We start from the raw sequence: 19,423 nt of genomic DNA on the forward strand, positions 1-19,423 counted from the left end.
GCGTCGCGGTGGGGGTTGGGGATGAAAGCGGGCCTGATGCAGAAGATCGTCGTCGATCACGGTTCGGCGGGCGTCCGCCGACGCTGGACCACCGCTGCTCAGCCGCGTTCGGTGGTTCGCCATTCCGGACCGTTGATGCCGGGCATCGAGGGGCACATGAAGCGCACGCTGGTGCGCGACGGCATGGCGGTGACGACCTGCGACTTCACGACCACCAGCACGGTCGAGGGCAGCGTCCACGGCCACGCCAGCCTTTCCATCGCAGTGTTCCTGAAGGCCGGAGGCGTCACCGGGGTGGCGCCGGACGGGCCGGTCATGCCCTACCGCGACGGCCATCTCTATGTGTTCCTGTCGAACCGCAGCGCCTGGGGCCGGTTCCATCTGCCGCCGGGCCAGCGCATGACGATGGCGGAACTGCGCATCGACTGGGATGTCCTGGGTGGCATGCTCGACCCGTGCGCATTCACCTCCACCATGGCCGGCGCGCTGGACCTGTATGCGGAGGATCTCGACGGGGTGTGGATGGGCTGTGCGCCCGCCCCGCGCGAGATGATCCTGGCGACGGAGCGGCTGCTCCAGGGCACGGTGGCCGAGCGCGCCGACGCACTGTTCGTGGAGGGCAAGGCGCTGGAGCTGCTGGCCCTGGCGCTCGACCGGCTGACCACCGCCCAAGGGCGCCCGCCCCGTCCGCCCGAACCGAGCCTGCTCGACCGGCGTCGGGTGAAGGCGGCGCGCGACCTGATGGTCGAGGACATCGCCCATGGCTGGACCATCGCCGAACTGGCCCGCGTCGCCGGGGTGAACGAGAAGAAGCTGAAGCACGGCTTCCGGACTCTCTACGATGCGTCGGTCCACCAGTATCTCCAGGACATGCGGATGAAGCGGGCGGCCGATCTGCTGGGGCGGCAGGCGGCCAGCGTGACCGAGGTGTCGCTGATGGTCGGCTATGCCAATCCGAGCCACTTCGCCAAGCTGTTCCGCCGCTATTACGGCGTCGCCCCCAGCGCCTACACCGCCACGCCCGGCGGAGCGGCGTCCGGCTGAACGGCGCCGATCCGCGCCCGCAGCGCCGGCAGCAGCGCCGCCGCCGCCAAGGCGGCCCCGGCGGCGAGGCCGAAGCCGGCCTTGTAGCCCAGGGTTCCCGCCAGCAGCGCCCCGCCATAGCCGGCCAGCGCCGCGACCATCGCGTCGGCGCATTGGAACAGCGTGAAATCCACCCCGGCCTGCCGCAGGGATGTCCAACCCATCATCGCCGTGTAGAGGACGACGAAGGCCGCCCCGGTCACGGCGGCCAGCGCCAGCAGCAGCCCGACCAACGCCGCGACGGGCAGGCCGGGAACCAGCGCCGCCGCCAGCAGGGCGAGGAAGACCGCCGCCTCGACCAGCACCGCCGGCCCCAGCAGCGCATCGGCGCCCCAGCGCCGCGCCGCCAGCCCGGCCAGCAGCGCCCCCAGCAGACTGGCCGCCGTGCCGGCGACGCCGTGTAACATCCCCAGCAGGGCAAGGTCGAAGCCCCGGTCGATCAGGAAGGGCGCCATCAGCCCCTGCACGATCCGCAAGCCCGGCTGGAAGACCATCACGACGACCAGCCCCCAGCGCACGTCCGGCCGAGCGAAGGCCGCCGCCAGCGATGGGCGGTGCCGGTTTCCGCTCCGGTCCTCACCGAGAGAGGCAAGCGGCGGCTCGGGCGTCAACAGGACCGGCAGAGTCAGCAGAACCAGCAGCCCGACCATGGCGCACACCGCCGCAGTCCAGCCCGCGCGATCCACCAGCACCAGGAACAGGCCGCCGCCCAGCATCATCCCGGCATAGCCGCCGCCCACCTGCACCGCGCCGCCCCAGCCGCGCGTGGCGGGAGCCAGACGCTCCACCGTGAAGCCGTCGCAGGCGATGTCCACCGTCGCCACCACCACCGCGACGGCGGCAAGCAGCAGGAACAGGGCCAGCGGCGCCTCGCGCGGCGACAGCGCCGCCAGCAGGACGAGCAGGGCGAACGCCACCCCCTGCCCGGCCAGGATGATCGGCCGCGACCGCCGGATGCCGCCGGGCCGTTGGCGAAACCGCTCGACGGCGGGCGCCCACAGGAATTTCAATGCCCAGGGCAGCATGAACAGCGACACCAGACCGACCAGCTCCAGCCCGGCGCCATGGCTGCGCAGGACGGCGGGCAGGGCCTGGAAGCTCATGCCGCCGATGGCGCTCTGGGTCGTGTAGATCCCCGCGACCGTCAGCAACACCCGCGCGGCGCCCATCAGAAGCGGTACCGGCCGCTGACGCCGATCAGGCGCCCCTGCCCGACCGTGCTGCGCACGTCGCCGGCCCCGAACCGGAAGCTGGAGGTGCGGTAGACCTTGTCCGTCAGATTGTCGCCGAAGACGCTGAGCGACATCCCGTTGTCGAGCGCCAGATCGACCGAGGCGTCGAACAGCGTGTAGCCCGCCTGTTGCAGGCTGTTGGCCTCGTCGAAATAGGTGCGCGAATAATAGCGCCCGCCGCCGCGCAGGCTGAGTTCGCCCGGAATTCCCGTCTGCGGGATCACGTAGCGCGCCGACAGCCGCAGCGTGGTGTCGGGGGCGTAGGGCACCCGCTTGCCGTCGTAGCTGACGCCCGTCTGCGGATCGCGCGAATCGGTGAACTCCGACCGGCCGACGGTGGCGCCGGCATCCAGCGTCAGCCCGTCCAGCGGCGTGGTCCGCAGATCCAGCTCGATGCCCTTGCTCTCGGCCTCGCCGGCGTTGCGCAGCACCTGCATGCCGACCGGCCCGACATAGATCTGCTTGTCGTTGGAGCGGATCCAATAGACCGCCGCGCCACCTTCCAGGATGCCGGGCAGCAGGGCGCCGCGCCAGCCCGCCTCGATGTTGGTCGATGTCTCGGATTTGTAGGCCACGGCGTCGGCGACGCTGGACACGGTGTGGTTGAAGCCGCCCGGCTTGAAGCCCCGGCTGACCAGCGCGTAGAGCCGGTGGTCCGGCGTCACCTGCCAGCCGAAGGCCAGCTTGGGCGAGACGTTGCCGAAACTGGCGTCGGCGGAAAAGCCGTAGCCGCCCGGCGCGCCGCGCCGGTAGTCGATCGACGATTCCTCCCGCGACCAGCGCAGGCCGCCGGTGACGTCCACCGTCGGCGTGACCTTGTAGGTGATCTCGCCGAAGGCGGCATAGGAGCGGCTGTCCACGTCGTTGACCGAGGCGCCCATGTAGCCGGGATAGCCCGGTTCGCGCCGCGTGAAATCGGTGTCCTGGACGAAGCCGCCGATCACACCGGACAGCGGGCCGGAACCGCCCCAGGCCAGACGCAGCTCCTCGGACACCGTCCGCTGATCCTCGGGCGTGTCGCTGCCGAAGATGCGGCGGGTCATCGTCCGCTTCTGGAGGGAGGTGACGCTGGTCAGCACCGCCCCGCCGAAATCATAGCTGCCGGTCAGCCCGAAGCTGTTCACCGTACGGTCGAGCAGCGGCAAGCCGCCCTCGGTCACGCTGTCGACGGTGCGATCCTTCAGGCTGGACTCCTTGACATAGAGTTCCTCGTGGCTGCGCAGCCGCTCGCGCTGGGCGGTCGCCATCACGTCGAGCGGTCCGCCGACCGGCGCGTAGCGCAGCCGCGCCCGCCCAACCCAGGTCGTGCCGTCGTCGATGTCGGAGCCCAGCCCGCCCGTATCGTCGATGCTGCCGAGCCGGTCGCGCAGATGCACGGCGACATCGCCGTACAGCATGCCGGGCACCAGGGCGAGGCCGGCGATGGCCTCCACCGTGCGGTCCTGGTTGGACAGGGTTCCGGACGTGGCGGCGACCGGCCGGTCGTCCGGCTTGCGGGTGACGATGTTCAGCACGCCGCCATGGGCGCCGCGGCCGTACAGCGTCCCCTGCGGGCCGCGCAACAGCTCCACCCGCTCGACATCCACCAGCTCCTGCGTGAAATAGGCCTGGTCCTGGGCCACGCCGTCGACATAGACCTGGACCGCCGGGTTGTAATAGTCGGGCGACGAGACGCCGCGCACCGTCACGTTGGCATAGGCGCCGTTGCCCCGGCTGCGGATCAGCAGGCCGGGAAACACGCGCTCCAGATCCTCGACCTTCGCGACATGGGCCTGCTCCAGATCCTCGGCGGTGCGGACGGCGACCGCGCCGTCCACCTCGGCCAGCCGCTGGGGCCGCTTGTTGGCGGTCACCGATATGGAGTCGAGGCGCAGCGGTTCGGACGCGCCCGCCGGGGCCGTCTGGGCCGCGGCCGGCAGCGCCCACAACAGAAGGCCGGCGGCGGCCGTGCCGCGCAGCAGGAAGGAACGGGTCGCCATGACGATATGCACTCCAGAAAGACGGCTCGATGCCGCAAGGACTAGGCGCGGGAGAGCGGCGGCGCTAACGCGAACGGGGCCGCCAATACCGTGATCGGGACCAAATTGCGATTCATTCGCATCTGCCCCTCATGGCAGGCCCCGCCAGCCCAGCATGTTTTCATAGCGCGCCCACAGCCGGGCATAGGCGCCGTTCCGTCCGATCAGCGCGGCGTGGGATCCCTGCTCGACGATCCGGCCGCGCTCCAGCACCAGGATGGAATCGGCCTCGGCGACGGAGCGCAGGCGGTGGGCCACCACCAGCACCGTCTTGCCGGGCAGCAGCGCGCCCAGCGCCCGCTGGGCCAGCGCCTCGTTGCGCGGGTCCAGCGCCGATGTCGCCTCGTCCAGCAGGACGATGGGCGCGTCCTTCAGGATGGCGCGGGCGAGCGCGACACGCTGCCGCTCGCCGCCCGACAGGGTGTGCCCGCGGTCGCCCAGAACCGTGTCGTAGCCCTGCGGCAGGGCGGAGATGAAGCCGTGGCACTGGGCCGCCTCGGCGGCGGCGGTCACCGCGTCGTCCGGCGCGTCGGGCCGGCCGATCCGGATGTTCTCGCGCAGCGTGCCGGCGATCAGGAACACCTCCTGCGACACCACGGCGAGGCAGGAGGCCCGCGTTTCCTCGTCCATGTCGCGCAGATCGACGCCGCCGATGCGGATGGCGCCCTCCGTCACGTCCCAGGAGCGGGTCAGCAGGCGCAGCAGCGTGCTTTTCCCGGCGCCCGACGGCCCGACCACCGCGACCACCCCGCCCTGCGGCACGGCGAAGGACACCTCCGTCAGGATGGCATCGCCGCCCTGCCGGAAGCCGACGCGGTCGAAGGCCACGTCGAACCGCTCGGGACTCCGGGGGGTTGCGGGTTCGGGCAGGACGGGCTCCGTCAGGACGGCCTGGATGCGGGTCAGCGACGCATCCATCAGCTCCAGCATGGCCGCGAACTCGGTGAACTCGTGAACGGGGGCGAAGACGCGGAGCGCGACGAACCAGACCAGCAGGAACTGTGCCGGGTCGAGCCCGCCGCCCAGCAGCCCATGCACCGCCCAGGCTCCGGCCGCCAGCGCCCCGGCGTCGAGCAGCACCGGAAAGCCCATCGAGGCGCGGACATAGGTGGCGGTAAGCCCCTTGGCCGCATCGCGGTGCCCCGCCGTCGCCCGTTCGAGCCGCCCCACCGGCAAGCCGGGGTCGAAGCCCTTGACGACACGCATCCCCTGGAGGAGTTCCAGCACGGCCCCGCCCATCCGGCCACGCCACGCCGCGCCTTGCGCCGCCTCGCGCGCCAGCCGGCGGGACGACCGGCGCTGGACCAGGACGGCGACGGGAATCCCCAGCACCAGCAACCCGGCCAGCCGCGCGTCAACCCAGGCGCAACCCGCCAGCAGGATCGCCGTCATCGCCAGCCCGGCGACGGTGCGGCCGAAGATCAGCGAGGGAACCTGCTCGATGGTGGTCACGTCCTGCATCAGCAGGGCGGTCAGGTCGCCGCTGTCGCGCCGCTTGACCTCGCCCAGCGGCAAACGCCGCAGATGCCGCGCGAGATCGAGCCGCAGCCGGCAGGTCAGCCGCGTCCCGGCCTCCGCCCCCAGCCGCGTCGCACCGTAGAACAGCACCCCCTGCGCAGCGAAGGCGCCGGCCAGCACCAGCGCGACGACGCCCGGCGACGGAAGGGCGCCGCCGGACAGCAGGCCCCGCGCCAGCCAATAGACCACGCCCAGCGGCACGGCGGCGGCCAGCATCTCGGCGAATTTGGCGGCGCCGGCGGCGGCCAGCAGGCCGCGTTCCGGCACGGCCAGCCGGAAAAGCTTCACGATCAGCATGCGGTCACGCCTCCTGCTCGAAACCGGACCGGACATCGGACTGGGTGCCGGGAAGGCGCCAGCGGAGAACCTCGGCCTGCCGGTCGGTCAGGTCGCGGTAGAGCGGGCAGGCGGCCATCAGGTCGTCGTGCCGGCCGGCGGCGGCGACGCGGCCGTCCTCCATCACCACGATGCGGTCGGCGTGGCGCACGCTGTCCAGCCGGTGGGCGATGACGATCGCCGTGCGGCCGGCCATCAGGCCGGACAGCGCCTCCTGGATCAGCGCCTCGTTCTCGGCGTCGGCGAAAGCGGTCGGCTCGTCGAGGATCAGGATCGGCGCGTCCTTCAGGATGGCGCGGGCGATGGCGATGCGCTGGCGCTCGCCGCCGCTGAACCGCGCGCCGCCCTCCCCCACCGGGGTGTCGTAGCCCTCGGGCAGCGCCGCGATCAGATCGTGGCAGCGCGCGGCCCGCGCGGCGGCGGCGACCGTCTCGCGGTCGGCATCCGGCCGCCCCATGCGCAGATTGTCGAGCACGCTGCCGTTGAACAGGGTGCTGTCCTGGAAGACGAAGGAGACCATGGCCTTCAGCCGCTCGGGCGGGATCGTCCGGATGTCGGCGCCGCCGATGCGGATGGCGCCCTCCCCGACATCCCAGAAGCGGCCGACGAGGTGCGCCGCCGTGCTCTTGCCCGCGCCGGACGGGCCGACCAGCGCCGTGATCCCGCCCGCCGGAGCGGTGAAGCTCACCTCCCGCAACGCCGGCTTGCCGCCATGGTCGAAGCTGACGGCGTCGAACGCGACGGCGAACGCGCGTCCCTCCCGCACCGGCTCGGAACCGGACACCGCCACCGGCGGTTCGGGAGCGTCGAGGATGGCGGAGATCGCCTCCTCCGCCTTGCGGACCCTCTGGTACAGCTCGCCATAGATCGTCACCTTCTGCAGGGGAGGACCGAGCAGGCCGGACAGCAGCAGCGCCGCGAGGAAGGCGGGCGCCTCCAGCTCGCCCCGCCCATGCAGCCACAGCCCGAGCGGCGCCACGAACAGCGGCGCCGTCCCCGCCCCCACCGCGTAGAGCGACCAGCCGGGCAGCCAGCGCGTCTGCCACTCCAGGGCGAAGCGGCGGAACGCCTCGATGGCATCGACCAGCCGCCCGCCCAACCCGCCGCCGGCCCCGCCCCGGACGGTGAAGGAGCGCACGAGCTCCATGCCCTGGATGAACTGCACCGCCTCGGCGTTGATGGTCCGGATCAGGCCGAAATAGGCGCCGATGCGGGGGCCGTGGCCGCGCATCATCCAGGCGTTGCCGGCCCAGGCCAGCGGCAGGATGCCCAGCGCCGCGACGGCGAGCCGCCAGTCGATCAGCGCCATCAGCGTCAGGCACAGCAGCGGCGCCATCAGCGCCGCCACCATGTCGGGAAGCTGATGGCTGAAGAACAGCTCCAGGATCTCGACCTGCTCCTGGAAGACATGGCTCAACCGTCCCACCGGCCGGTCGAGGAAGAAGCCCAGCGGCAGGCGCTGCGTCTTGGCGATCAGCGCCGCGCGGACGGCGTGCAGGATGTCGAAGCCGACGCGATGGGCCAGCCCGGTGGACAGGGCGGCGCACAGATGCCGGCCGATCAGCGCCGCCGCGACGGCCGCCGCCCAGCCGAGAACCGCGTGGGGATCGGATGGACCGTCTCCATCCGTCGTCGCCTGGAGAATTTCGTATACTCCCCAGAACGGCACCAGCCCGCACAGCGCCGCCGCCACCGACAGCCCGCAGGCGGCCGACAGGGCCATCCCGTGCCCGTGCGCCAGGCGCAACAGGCGGTTTCGCCCGTGCGCCGTTCCGCCACCCCTCTTTTCAGCATTCCGGCCCGTCGCCATCCGTCACCTCGTCCACGATGCGGCGGTCGGACAAAGACCGCCGGGATGGCGTGGTGATAGCGGCCGCTCCGGAACCGCGCCGCCGCGATCCCGCCCGGCGCCGACGCGATCGGGACTTTCTGAGCCGAGCGCCATTTTCAAAACAAATACGGACAGAATCGAAAGCCCGTCGCCTTGCTCATCAGAAACGCCGGCTGATAGTTTTCCGCGATCGCTCACCACAACCACCGCGCCCAACCCATCGAACCCCGCTCCCCGCGGCGTGAGGGCGTCGGCGCTTGTCCGTCACTGGATAGGTTCTGCAACCATGGACATGGCGGATCCCGCGTCCAAGCCACCCCGGTCCGCGCCCCGCAGCCCCGACCCCCACGGTTCCGGATGCGGAAGTCCGGGTCTGGCCGTTCTGCTCGACGCGCTGCGTCCCGTCCGCCGACAGATCATCCTGTCGGCGGCGCTGGCCCTGACCGGAACCCTGCTGGAACTGGTTCCCTATCTGGTGATCTGGCGGATCGCGGTGATCCTCATCGACCCCATCGCCGGAAGCGGGGGACATGCCGGCATTCCGGAACTGGCGCTGGCCGGTCTGGCCGGAACGCTGCTGCGCTTCGCCGCCCAGGCCGGCGGCGGCATCATCGGCCATGCCGCCGCCTTTCGCGTCGAGCGGACGCTTCGCCAGCGGCTGCTCGACCACATCGGCCGCATGCCGCTCGCCCGGCTCGACGGGCAAGGCGGCGCGCTGAAGAAGACGCTGATCGACGATGTCGGGCGGATCAACGGCGTGCTCGCCCACACGCTGCCCGATCTGGTGTCGGGGCTCGGGCTGCCGCTGGTCGCCGGGTGCCTGCTCGTCTGGGTCGATTGGCGCATGGCCCTGGCGTCGCTGGCTCTGCTGCCGCTCGCCGTGGCGGCGCAGGCGCGCATGGCCGCCGGCTCCTCCGCGCTGTTCACGCGGTGGAGCGGGACCGAGGCCGCCGCCAACGAGCGCCTGCTCGCCTATGTGCAGGGGATCGCCACGCTGAAAGCCTTCAACCGTCAGGCGCGCAGCCTTGAGGGCGTGCGGCGGACCGTCCACGACCTCCGCGACCTTGCCGTGTCGATCACCCGCCGGTCCCGCTACCCCTACGCCCTGTTCGGCCTCGCCCTGTCCTTCAACCTCGCCACCATCCTGCCGGCGGGCCTTCTGCTGCACGCCGGGGGCTCGCTGACGCTGGCCGACCTGATGCTGTTCCTGGCGCTCGGCGGGGTGCTGACGCTGCCGCTGACGCGCGTGGTCCTCGCCGCCAACGGCCTGCGACAGCTCGCCGCCTGTCTCGACCGGATCGCGGCGTTGCTGGCCGAGCCGGGTCTTCCCGTCGCCGACACTCCCGAACGGCCGGACGGCAACACGGTGCGCTTCGAGTCCGCCGGCTTCACCCACGCGGATGGCACCGTGGCGCTGGCCGGTGCGTCCCTTACCCTGGCCGAGGTACGCATCACCGCGCTGGTCGGCCCGTCGGGGGCCGGAAAGACCACGCTGGCGCGCCTGCTGGGCCGGGCACTGGACTGCACGGAGGGACGGATCACCATCGGCGGCGCCGACATCCGGCGGATGGATCCGGCCGATCTCGCCGGACGGCTCTCCACCGTCTTTCAGGATCCGGTGCTGTTCCACGGCAGTCTGGCCGACAACATCCGCCTCGCCCGCCCCGGCGCGACCGACGCGGAGGTCACGGCCGCCGCCAAGGCCGCCGGCGCCGACGGCTTCATCCGCGCCCTTCCCCAGGGGTACCACACGCCGGTCGGCGACCGTGGCGCCCGGCTGTCCGGCGGCGAGCGCCAGCGCATCGCCATCGCCCGCGCCATCCTGAAGGACGCCCCGATCCTGATCCTCGACGAGGCGACCGCCCACGCCGACCCGCAGACCGAGCATGAGGTCCAGCGCGCCCTGGCCAGGCTGGCGCGCGGGCGCACGGTGCTGGTCATCGCCCACCGGCTCGCGACCATCGAACGGGCCGACCGCATCGTCGTCCTGTGCGGGGGCCGTGTCGAGGCCAGCGGATCGCACGCCACGCTGCTGCGCGTGTCGCCGACCTACGCCGCCCTGCGCCGGGCGCAGGACGACGCGGCGCGCTGGAGCCTGCGCGGCAACGCCGCCGCACCGACGGAGGTCCGGCCATGATCCTGTCCCGCCTCGGTTTCGATCTCGCCGGCCGCTCCGATCCCCGGCTGCGCCGCGGCTTTCTGACCGGCGTCCTGGCGGCGGCGGTGGATGCGCTGCCCTATGCGGTGCTGGCCGTCATCCTACCGGCGCTGGCCGCCGGAGGGGGCGGCGGGGAAACGGCGCCGTGGCGATCCCCTTGGCTCGGCGCCCTCCTGCTCGCGGCGGCCCTGCCGCTCGGCGTGTGGCTGCGCGCCCATGCCCTGCTCGACAATTTCGCCGGCAGCTACGGTCTGGTGGCGGACGCCCGGCTGAACGTCGCCGACCATCTGGCCCGGCTGCCGGTCGGACGCGTGCTCCGCCACCGTGACGCCGCCCTGGCCGAACTGCTGACCAGCCGCTTCTCCCAGTACCAGGACATCATCACCCATGTCTGGGGGCTGGTCGTCACCAACAGCGCCCTGCCGGCGCTGCTGTGGCTGCTGCTCGCCTGGATCGACGGCCGGCTGGCGCTGCTGCTGCTGGCGGTGCTGCCGCTCGCCGCCCTCACCATCCCGTGGAGCCATGCCATTCTGGACCGGGCGGCGGCACGGGTGATGGCGTCCAGGGAGCGGGCGGTGACGGGAGTCGTGGAGATGGCCCAGGGCGCCCGCGACCTGCGCGGATTCGACAGCGCCGGCCGGCGCCGCGCTGCCGTGGACCGCGACCTGATCGCGCTGGAACGGGACTCGCGCGATGCCGAAGCCACCGCCGCCCCGGCCCTGTCGCTCTACGGCCTGATGGTCGGACTCGGGCTGGCGTCCGTCACCCTGGCCGGCGGGCTGCTGTGGGACGCCGGGCGGCTGGAGGCCATGCCGTTCCTGCTGGCCCTGCTGGTCACCGCCCGGCTGTGCGCGGCCCTGACCGATCTGGGCGTGTTCCTGGCCGGGCTGCGGCTGTCCCGCGCGGTCCTGGCCGAGATCCGCGCGCTCGCACGGGAGCCCGCCATGCCGGAACCGGCGGCGGGCCGCCACCCCGTCGATGCCTCGGTGACGCTGGAGGATGTCGTCTTCCGCTACGACGACATCCCGGACGGCACCCCCGCTCTGAACGGCATCGGGGTCCATCTCCCGGCCGGGTCGGTGACGGCCCTGGTCGGCCCCTCGGGATCGGGCAAGAGCACGCTGGCCCGGCTGGTCGCCCGGCTGTGGGATGTGGAGCGGGGCAGCGTCCGCATCGGCGGCGTCGATGTGCGCGACATGGACGGCGACACGCTGAACCGCACGGTCAGCATGGTGCTTCAGGAGGTGGTCCTGTTCGACATGACCGTCGCCGACAACATCCGTCTCGGCCGGCCGGACGCCGGCGACGCCGAGGTCGAGGCGGCGGCCCGCGCGGCCTGCATCCATGACCGCATCCGGGCCCTGCCCGGCGGCTACGCCACGCGGCTGTCGGACGGCGGCGCCACCCTGTCCGGCGGGGAGCGTCAGCGGATCGCCATCGCCCGCGCCCTGCTGAAGGACGCCCCCGTGCTGATCCTGGACGAGGCGACCTCCAGCCTCGACCTCGACAACGAGGCGCAGATCCAGCAGGCCATCAACGCCCTGTGCCGGGGCCGGACGGTGATCGTGATCGCCCACCGCCTGTGGACCGTCCGGGAGGTCGACCACATCCTGGTGCTGGACGGCGGACGGATCGCCCAGCAGGGGCGCCACGAGGCCTTGCTGGCGGCGGATGGGCTCTACCGCCGGCTTTGGACGGTGCAGCGCGCCGCCCATGACTGGCGTCTGACCGGACCGGAATCCGCCGTGCCAGAAATTTGCGAATGATTTGCAGTTGCAGAATTGGCCCCCTATGCTGTGCTCATGAGCGACACCATCGGCACGCCGACCCACTATTCCTCGGACGACCATCATGCGATGGCCGAGCGGTTCGGCTACCGCTACCGCCGCCTGTCGGTGGCCGGCCGCGATCGCGGCAGCGGGAATTCCTGCGCCTTGCTGACCGGGTCGATCGGCGTGGACGTGCTGCAGCCGGGCCTGACCCTGACCCGCTCCGACATCAGCCATCTCCATGATTTCGAGGCGGAAGCGGAGATGAATCCCGGCCTGCTGGTCAGCGTGGTGCTGGACGGCCCGGTGGAGGGCTGGGTCGAAGGCTGCGGCGATATCGCCACCCGAGCCGGCACGGCGTTGAATCTCTACATCGACAGCCCCCTCCTGTTCACCGGCAAGCAGGCACGCGGCGTCCATTACTCCACCGTCGCCGCCTTTGCCCGGCAGGACTGGCTGGAGGAGAACGAGGTCGCGCACATGCGGCCGCCGCGCGGCGGCCCGGCCCGGCTGCACCATTGGATCCCGTCGGCGGCGCTGAAGGCCCGGCTGCACACGATGGACCGGCGGACGCCGGTCCCGGCGCTCGACCGCCTGCACCGGGAAATGGTCACGCTCGAACTGATGACCGAGGCCCTGCGCCCCATGGCAGCGACACCGGCCGCCGCCTCCCCGCTCCGCCCGGCGGATCTGGCCCGCATGGTCCGGGTGCGCGACCGGCTGCTGGCCGAACCCGACGCCGACCACACGCTGGCCAAGCTGGCGTGCGATGCGGGCGTCAGCGTGACGGTGCTGAAGGAACAGTTCCGTGCCGCCTTCGGCCGATCCGTCTTCGACACGCTGCGCGACATCCGGCTGGACCGGGCACGCAGCCTGATCGAAGGAGGATGGAGCGTATCCCAGGCCGCCGCCTATGTCGGATACCGGCATCCCAGCAACTTCACCACCGCCTTCCGCCGCCGCTTCGGTCACGCCCCCGGCACCATCCGCCGCTGACCGGCGATCCGCCACGCCCCCTGACGCGCCCGAACCCTGGCGCGCCCGAACCCCGACGCGAACTCCTCCGGACGCCGACCGGCTTTGCGCATAGGAAATCCGCCCGCGCGCATAAGCCTGGTCGATTGCCATCGCCGCCGCTCCGCCTCATAGTCGGCCTCAGTTGATAACAGTTCGCAACTGAAGCCCCCGACCATTCCGGTCCGACCAATCCGGTCCGCCGCCTCCCCCGGATCAAGATCATGACGACGACACCGATTCTCGACACGCGGTCCTTTCCGCTGGTGTGGCTGCGCGCGCCCGCCCGCCCGCTCGACGCGGAGGAGGCGAAGGCGCTGATCGCCGGCCTGATCCGTCTGCTGGATGGCGAACGCCCGTACGTCGTCATCAGCGAAGGCGGGTCGCCGGCCCTTCCCAGGGACGAGGAACGGTCCTTCGCCCTCTGGTTCAAGAGCGACCGCGACCGGCTGGCCCGTCTGTGCGGCGGCATGGCGATGGTGATCCCACCCGGCCCGGCCCACGACGACGCCGTTCGACAGGTCGCCAAAGCGGCGGCGGCCTACCCCTACCCCGTGGCCGTGATCCCCGACACCGACACGGCCATGGCGTGGGCGCACAGCCGCCTGGAACGGACCGCCCCCTGATCCTGACCGCAAGCCTCCGTCCTCCATTCCAGCCAGGATACCTCCATGCGTCCGCCGAAGAAGAACGCGCACCGCCCCACCCCGCTCCTGCTCGCCGCCATCGTGGCCTGCGGCGCCATGCCCGGCACCGGGCGGGCCGAGGAGGCCGCATCGGCCGCCATCGCCTTGCCGGAAATCTCGGTGACCGCCCGCAAGCGTCAGGAAAATCCGCGCGACGTGCCCCTGTCCCTCACCGTGGTGGACGGACAGACGCTGGAGGACGCGCGCATCAACAGTTCCGAGGATCTGTTCCGGAGCGTCCCCAACATGGTGTCGAACGATCTTGGGGACAGCCGGGCGACCTATTACACGATCCGCGGCATCGGGCCGGTCACCCAGCCGCTCGGGCCGGACGACAGCTCCGTCGTCACCTATGTCGACGGCATCCCGCAGCCCTTCTTCGGATCCGACCTGATCTATCTGGACATCGACCGGGCGGAGGTGCTGCGCGGCCCGCAGGGGACGCTCTATGGCCGCAACAGCGCGGCCGGCGCCATCAACATCACCACGCGCAAGCCCGGCACGGAGCCGGAATTCTCGCTGCGCGGCGAGATCGGCGGCGATGGAACGCGCTCGATCCAGGGTGTCGCCTCCGGGGCGCTGGTTCCCGGACGGCTGGCCGCGCGCCTCGCCCTCAAGCAATGGAGCGCCGACGGCTATGTTCCCAACCTCTACGGCAGCGACCGCGGCGACCATCGGAATTTCGCCGGACGCGGCTCCCTCGTCCTCACGCCCTCCGACCGGACGACGGTCACGCTGGGACTGGCGGGGGAAAGCAACAAGCAGAACCCGGTCGGCTGGGTGCTGCGCCAGCAGGCCGACTACCCGGAGCAGGCATCGACGGTGAACAAGGCCGACCGGCGTTCGGCCGGAGCGGCGTTGACCGTTGCCCATGATTTCGGCTGGGGAACCTTCACCTCCGCCACCGGAGCCAACCGGGTGGTCAACGAACTGCTGACCGACGACCATGAAGGCAAGTCCTTCTCCGCCCTGTTCGGCCTGCCCGTGGCCTTTTTCCGGCCGCAGACCGACTTCAGCGACTGGACCGAGACCGAGACCAGCTTCAACCAGGAATTCCGCCTCAACTCCGCCGCCTCCAGCATGGTGAGCTGGGTCGCCGGGCTGAACTACGCCCACAGCCATCTCGACACCCGCTACACCAACCAATCGGCCTTCTTCGCCTCGACCAACGGCACGCGCGACGTCGATCTGACCGCGAACAGCGCCTCGGCCTTCGGCGAGGTAACGGTGCCGGTTATGGCGCGGTTGAAGGCGACCGGCGGCCTGCGCTTCAATCACGACTGGAAACGATACGCATCGACCTTCACCGGCAACGGCTTTCCCGGCACCGTCGCGGGATTCCACCAATCGGGCGACCTGACCTACAATTACGTCACCGGCCGGGCGTCGCTCGCCTATGACATCACCGACACCTCCAACGTCTACGCCACCGTTTCGCGCGGCTACAAGGCCGGCGGCTTTCCGCGCTTCCCCACCGACGCCGCCTTCGGCCAAGCCACCGCGCCCTACAAGTCGGCGACCTACTGGACCTACGAGCTGGGCAGCAAGAACGAATTCCTGGGCGGGCGCGCCCGCCTGAACCTCGCCGGATTCTTCACCAAGGCGCGCAACGAACAGCTCTACGCCTACAATCCGAGGACGGCGACCTTCCAGCCGGCCAACGTCGATGTCCGCAGCTACGGCTTCGAAGCGGAGGGCGCCCTGCGCGTGACGTCCGGCCTCGATCTGCTTGGCGGCTTCGGCTACACGGTGTCCGATCTGGAGAATGTCGCGGCCTCGCTGTCCGCCACAACCGCAGCCGCCTCCGGCAACGCCACGCCCAACGTGCCGCGGATGAACGCCTCGCTCGCCCTGCAATACCGGGGCGACGGCGCCGCGATCGGGTTGCCGTCGCGCTTCGGCACGCTGGGCCGGCTGGAGGTGCAGCATCAGGGGCACCGTTATGCCGACGTCGGCAGCCAGACCCTCCTGAAAGGCTACCAGCTGGTCAACGCGCGGGTCGGCGTCGAGCTGGAGAACGCCGACCTCTACCTGTTCGCCAACAACCTGTTCGACCGCAAATACGCGACGCAGGGCAACCATCTGGGGCCGAACGTCGACGCGGTGCTGCCCGCACGCGGGCGGGTGATCGGCGTCGGCGCGGGGGTGCGCTTCTGATGGCGCCGCTCTCCCGCTCCCGCCTGCCCCAGGCCATCCTGCTGGTCAGCATGCTGCTGGTCTCCGCAGGCCAATCGATCCTGTTCGCCACCCTGCCCCCGGCCGGCCGCGCGATCGGCCTGTCGGACTGGCAGATCGGCCTGATCATCACGCTGTCCAGTGTCGCCTTCATCGCCGCCAGCCCGGTGTGGGGGCGCCTCAGCGACAGCCGGGGGCGGCGCGGCATGATCGTGCTGGGCCTGACCGGCTACGCGCTGTTCACCGCGCTGTTCGCCTGGGTGCTCGATCTCGGGATGGCCGGCACGCTGACGCCGCTGGCCAGCCTCGTGGCCCTGGTGGCCGTGCGGGTCGGCTTCGGAACGACGGTGGCGGCGGCCATGCCGGCCGCACAGGCGCACATCGTCGACATCACGCCCCCCGAACGGCGCACCGCCGGCCTTGCCCGGCTGTCGGCGGCCTATGGCCTGGGAACGGTCGCCGGTCCGCTGTTCGCCGCCGCCTTCGCCGGGCTGGGGCTGGTCTTCCCGCTCTACGCGGCGGCCGGAGCCGCCGCCCTGGCCGCCGTCGCGGTCCTCGGCGGTCTGCGCCACGCGCCGCACCGCTCGGCGGCGGCGGCCATGCTGAAGCCGAACGACCCGCGCCTCCGGCTGTGGCTCGGCATCGCGCTCGGCTATTTCCTGGTCGTGGCGATGGTCCTGCAAAGCCTCGGCTTCGTCGTCCAGGACCGCCTCCATCTGGCGCCGTCGGAAACGGGGCGCAGCGTCGGCTTCTGCCTCCTGGCCAGCGGCCTGACCGCCGTGGCCGTTCAGTTCCTGCTGTCCCGCCTCCGCGTCGAGCGGCCCGGCCGCCTGCTGCTGGCCGGGCTGCCGGCGGGCATCGCCGGCCTGTGCGCGCTGTGCGTGTCGTCCACGTTGCCCCTGTTCATTCTCGGGATGGTGGGGATCGGCGGCGCCATGGGGCTGTGCATGCCCGGTCTTTCCGCCGCCGCTTCCCTTGCCATGGAGGACCACGAGCAGGGAGCCGCCGCAGGGTTGATCGGCGCCGCGCAGGCCGGCGGCTTCATGCTGGGGCCGCTGGTGGGCGCCAGCCTGTACCAGCTCGGCGGAAGCCTGCCCTTCCTGAGCGGCATCGTCATTCTGGCTGCGCTGTTCGCCCTGTGCCTGCACCGGCTGCGCGACGGTTCGGCTCAGCACGGACAGCCCGTCATCGCGAAACAGGCCGTGGTCGGAGAAGAAACGTGAAGCGGACGTCAGGACGCCGTGGCGGGACGCACCCCACGTCCATTCTTCCCATCATCGGGCATCGCGTTTCCGAGCCGCAGCAGCGAGACGGTGCCGCAGGGTCGTTCTGGTCGATGCCGCTCGCCCCGGACATCCAATTGAGCGCCGGCGTCCTGGCGGGCGCCGCGCCACCGACGCCGCTGCACGACGTCGGCGCTTGGCGAACAATCGTCCAGGTTCTGGATGGGCCGATTCGCTGGCGGATCGGTGGAGCGACCGAACTCGACCTGAGCACCGCGGCCTTGTGCGTCGTCGATACGCCGTCCCTGTCGATGACGCATCACCTGTGCAGTGCCGGTAGCGAAGCCCGTTGTGCCGTGATCCAGATCGGGCCGGCGGCGATGCCGGGTGATGACGGCTCACGCCCTTGCGGTGGCGCGGACGCCACGTCCATCGTGGTGTGCAAGGACATCGACAGCGGTCTAGGGGGACTCGTCGCACAGATTCTCGCCTGTCCATTCGACGGCTTCACACGGCATCACTATTTGACCGGCAAGGGGTTGGAACTGACCGCGCTCGGATTGCGCAGAGCCTCATCGTGCGAACCGTTCCTGCAAGGGGCCAGTCAGGAGCCTCATCACCATCAGGTTTGGCTTGCCCGGAGAATTTTGGAATCCTCCTTTGACCGCCCTCCCGTGCTGAGGGAAATCGCACGGCAGGTTGGCCTCAACCCCGGTAAATTAACCGCGGAATTCCGCAGGAAATTCGGGGTTACCGTCCATGAATACTTACAGGAATTTCGCCTGGCGAGAGCCTTTCACCTGCTTTCTGAAGATCGGGTCAATGCTTCTGTCGCAGCACACCGGGTTGGTTATTCAACTGCGTATTTTTCCACAGTGTTCCGCAAGCGGTTCGGTTTTTCACCCAGCAATGTGAATGGTCGGTTCCGCGGATCAGAAATACGTCAATACTGAACCGCACTGGGTTTCCCGGAGGCCCCGTTTCTTGAGAGGATGGGGTCATCATGACGAAACAGGCATCACCCAAATACGCCCCTGAAGTCCGCGAACCCGCGGTCCGGATGGTGTTCGAGCACGAAGACGAGCACGCCTGGCGATGGACGGCGATCAGCTCTCGCGACGAAGATCACAACCGGCGCCTGCTCGAACCCATCGGCAACATTCCTCATGCCGAAGCAGAAGCGCGCTACTATACTCAAAACGAGAACGTCACCATGGCGGCGTGATTGAAGCCAAAAGGCCGCCGACACACTCGGGGCGGTTCAGTCTATCATCCATCGCTGATCCGTGACGGATCATACCAAGGTTCCCCATCGATCCGTTGAACACCGCAACCTTGGCAGTTTTCGGAGAACAGTGTCATGACGATCCACTGGCAAACGCCGCTCGTCGAATCCTTGAGCTTTTCCAGGCGTCTGGGGAAGGACATCCACTTCAAGATGGAAGCCGCCCAACCAACCGGCTCGTTCAAGGCGCGCGGCGTTGGGCATGCCTGCACGATACACCGGGACCGGGGGGCGCGCCGCTTCATTTCCTCCTCGGGCGGCAATGCCGGACTGGCAGTCGCCCATGCCGGGCGCAAACTTGGAGTTCCGGTCGTCGTGGTCGTCCCCAACACCACATCCGAACGCGCCAAGACGATGATCGGTCTGGAAATGGCGGAGGTCGTTGTCCACGGCTCCTCCTGGGCCGAGGCGAACGAGCGCGCGCTGTCGATGCTCTCTCCAACCGACGCCTTCATCCACCCCTTCGACGATCCTCTGCTCTGGACCGGTCACGCGACGCTCGTCGATGAACTGCGGGCGCAAGGCGGAAAACCGGACGCCATCGTCCTTTCCGTCGGCGGTGGCGGCCTCCTCTGCGGTGTCGCCGAAGGGCTGGATCGCAACGGCTGGAGCGATGTGCCCATCGTCGCGGTTGAAACCCAAGGCGCCGACTCCTTCGCTCGCGCGGTTGCGGCCGGTCGTCCGGTGACCCTTCCGAGCATCGACAGCATCGCGACGTCGCTCGGGGCCAAAACGGTCTCCGACCGCGCGCTCGAAGTGGCGCGGTCGCACCGGATCGAACCCGTCGTGGTTTCCGATGCGGAGGCGGTCGATGCCTGTCTGCGATTGATGGACCAGCATCGCGTCGTCGTGGAGCCGGCCTGTGGCGCCTCGCTGGCGGCTTTGACCCGGTCACAGATCATCTCGAACAGCGCCGGGCGGATCGTCGTCGTCGTATGCGGCGGGGTCGGCGCCAGCGCCGAAGACCTCTTTCGCTGGCGCGATGGCTTCGCCACGCTGCCGACGACGCTCCTTTCCCATCAGTAAGGTGATCCAAATGAAGCAGGTTGGCAGCGATCTGATTGTTGCCGATGGCCGGAAGATACCGATCTCAAA

Annotated in this window: 14 protein-coding genes; 10 read left to right on the forward strand and 4 right to left on the reverse strand. The window is 70.3% G+C overall.

Annotated elements, in window-relative coordinates; all coding sequences use genetic code 11:
• Positions 1-21 precede the first annotated feature (21 nt).
• Positions 22-1,044 (forward strand): helix-turn-helix transcriptional regulator, encoded by a 1,023-nt coding sequence (locus A6A40_RS19045; RefSeq protein WP_108547481.1) that lies wholly within the window; start codon positions 22-24, stop codon positions 1,042-1,044.
• Here A6A40_RS19045 and A6A40_RS19050 read toward each other — a convergent pair.
• The 4 genes from A6A40_RS19050 to A6A40_RS19065 form a co-directional block, all read right to left on the reverse strand.
• On the reverse strand, positions 1,008-2,252 hold the full coding sequence (locus A6A40_RS19050; protein WP_108547482.1) for an MFS transporter: 1,245 nt from the start codon (positions 2,250-2,252) through the stop codon (positions 1,008-1,010). The two genes, A6A40_RS19045 and A6A40_RS19050, sit on opposite strands and share 37 nt — an antisense overlap.
• A complete protein-coding gene (locus A6A40_RS19055; protein ID WP_108547483.1) occupies positions 2,252-4,294 on the reverse strand; it encodes a TonB-dependent receptor in 2,043 nt (680 codons plus the stop codon). Before A6A40_RS19055 ends, A6A40_RS19050 begins: the two co-directional genes overlap by 1 nt.
• A gap of 129 nt (positions 4,295-4,423) precedes the next feature.
• Positions 4,424-6,148, reverse strand: a complete 1,725-nt coding sequence (locus A6A40_RS19060) for an ABC transporter ATP-binding protein (RefSeq protein ID WP_158279316.1) — start codon at positions 6,146-6,148, stop codon at positions 4,424-4,426.
• A gap of 4 nt (positions 6,149-6,152) precedes the next feature.
• The gene (locus A6A40_RS19065; protein ID WP_158279317.1) at positions 6,153-7,934 is read right to left on the reverse strand and encodes an ABC transporter ATP-binding protein; all 1,782 of its coding nucleotides are present in this window, start codon (positions 7,932-7,934) and stop codon (positions 6,153-6,155) included.
• A gap of 376 nt (positions 7,935-8,310) precedes the next feature.
• Here A6A40_RS19065 and A6A40_RS19070 point away from each other — a divergent pair, with 376 nt between their 5' ends.
• The 9 genes from A6A40_RS19070 to A6A40_RS19110 all read left to right on the forward strand — a co-directional run bounded on the left by A6A40_RS19070 (position 8,311) and on the right by A6A40_RS19110 (position 19,354).
• Positions 8,311-10,155 carry an ABC transporter ATP-binding protein gene (locus tag A6A40_RS19070; RefSeq protein WP_211112042.1) on the forward strand — a complete coding sequence of 615 codons (1,845 nt, stop codon included), beginning with the start codon at positions 8,311-8,313 and terminating at the stop codon, positions 10,153-10,155.
• Positions 10,152-11,942 (forward strand): ABC transporter ATP-binding protein, encoded by a 1,791-nt coding sequence (locus tag A6A40_RS19075; RefSeq protein WP_108547487.1) that lies wholly within the window; start codon positions 10,152-10,154, stop codon positions 11,940-11,942. Before A6A40_RS19070 ends, A6A40_RS19075 begins: the two co-directional genes overlap by 4 nt.
• 36 nt (positions 11,943-11,978) lie before the next feature.
• Entirely contained in the window at positions 11,979-12,941 is a 963-nt protein-coding gene (locus A6A40_RS19080; protein WP_108547488.1) for a helix-turn-helix transcriptional regulator, read from the forward strand.
• Positions 12,942-13,183: 242 nt separating this feature from the next.
• On the forward strand, positions 13,184-13,585 hold the full coding sequence (locus A6A40_RS19085) for a hypothetical protein (RefSeq protein WP_108547489.1): 402 nt from the start codon (positions 13,184-13,186) through the stop codon (positions 13,583-13,585).
• Between the two features lie 45 nt (positions 13,586-13,630).
• Entirely contained in the window at positions 13,631-15,802 is a 2,172-nt protein-coding gene (locus A6A40_RS19090) for a TonB-dependent receptor (protein WP_108547490.1), read from the forward strand.
• Positions 15,802-17,043 carry an MFS transporter gene (locus A6A40_RS19095; RefSeq protein ID WP_108547491.1) on the forward strand — a complete coding sequence of 414 codons (1,242 nt, stop codon included), beginning with the start codon at positions 15,802-15,804 and terminating at the stop codon, positions 17,041-17,043. Before A6A40_RS19090 ends, A6A40_RS19095 begins: the two co-directional genes overlap by 1 nt.
• The gene (locus A6A40_RS19100) at positions 17,040-17,996 is read left to right on the forward strand and encodes a helix-turn-helix domain-containing protein (RefSeq protein WP_146191590.1); all 957 of its coding nucleotides are present in this window, start codon (positions 17,040-17,042) and stop codon (positions 17,994-17,996) included. The genes A6A40_RS19095 and A6A40_RS19100 overlap by 4 nt, the downstream gene beginning before the upstream one ends.
• Before the next feature lie 50 nt (positions 17,997-18,046).
• Positions 18,047-18,268 (forward strand): hypothetical protein, encoded by a 222-nt coding sequence (locus A6A40_RS19105; RefSeq protein WP_108547493.1) that lies wholly within the window; start codon positions 18,047-18,049, stop codon positions 18,266-18,268.
• 135 nt (positions 18,269-18,403) lie between these two features.
• Entirely contained in the window at positions 18,404-19,354 is a 951-nt protein-coding gene (locus A6A40_RS19110) for a pyridoxal-phosphate dependent enzyme (protein WP_108547494.1), read from the forward strand.
• Positions 19,355-19,423: the final 69 nt, after the last annotated feature.

Origin of the sequence: Azospirillum humicireducens, assembly GCF_001639105.2 — a bacterium.
GTDB classification, from domain to species: Bacteria; Pseudomonadota; Alphaproteobacteria; order Azospirillales; family Azospirillaceae; genus Azospirillum; species Azospirillum humicireducens.

Bases quoted from the DNA above. Each gene is read 5' to 3' on its own strand.
- A6A40_RS19090 (WP_108547490.1), top strand. From the start codon at position 13,631: ATGCGTCCGCCGAAGAAGAACGCGCACCGCCCCACCCCGCTCCTGCTC.
- A6A40_RS19080 (WP_108547488.1), top strand. From the start codon at position 11,979: ATGAGCGACACCATCGGCACGCCGACCCACTATTCCTCGGACGACCAT.
- A6A40_RS19050 (WP_108547482.1), bottom strand. From the start codon at position 2,252: ATGGGCGCCGCGCGGGTGTTGCTGACGGTCGCGGGGATCTACACGACC.
- A6A40_RS19085 (WP_108547489.1), top strand. From the start codon at position 13,184: ATGACGACGACACCGATTCTCGACACGCGGTCCTTTCCGCTGGTGTGG.
- A6A40_RS19110 (WP_108547494.1), top strand. From the start codon at position 18,404: ATGACGATCCACTGGCAAACGCCGCTCGTCGAATCCTTGAGCTTTTCC.
- A6A40_RS19055 (WP_108547483.1), bottom strand. From the start codon at position 4,294: ATGGCGACCCGTTCCTTCCTGCTGCGCGGCACGGCCGCCGCCGGCCTT.
- A6A40_RS19060 (WP_158279316.1), bottom strand. From the start codon at position 6,148: ATGCTGATCGTGAAGCTTTTCCGGCTGGCCGTGCCGGAACGCGGCCTG.
- A6A40_RS19095 (WP_108547491.1), top strand. From the start codon at position 15,802: ATGGCGCCGCTCTCCCGCTCCCGCCTGCCCCAGGCCATCCTGCTGGTC.
- A6A40_RS19075 (WP_108547487.1), top strand. From the start codon at position 10,152: ATGATCCTGTCCCGCCTCGGTTTCGATCTCGCCGGCCGCTCCGATCCC.
- A6A40_RS19070 (WP_211112042.1), top strand. From the start codon at position 8,311: ATGGCGGATCCCGCGTCCAAGCCACCCCGGTCCGCGCCCCGCAGCCCC.
- A6A40_RS19045 (WP_108547481.1), top strand. From the start codon at position 22: ATGAAAGCGGGCCTGATGCAGAAGATCGTCGTCGATCACGGTTCGGCG.
- A6A40_RS19105 (WP_108547493.1), top strand. From the start codon at position 18,047: ATGACGAAACAGGCATCACCCAAATACGCCCCTGAAGTCCGCGAACCC.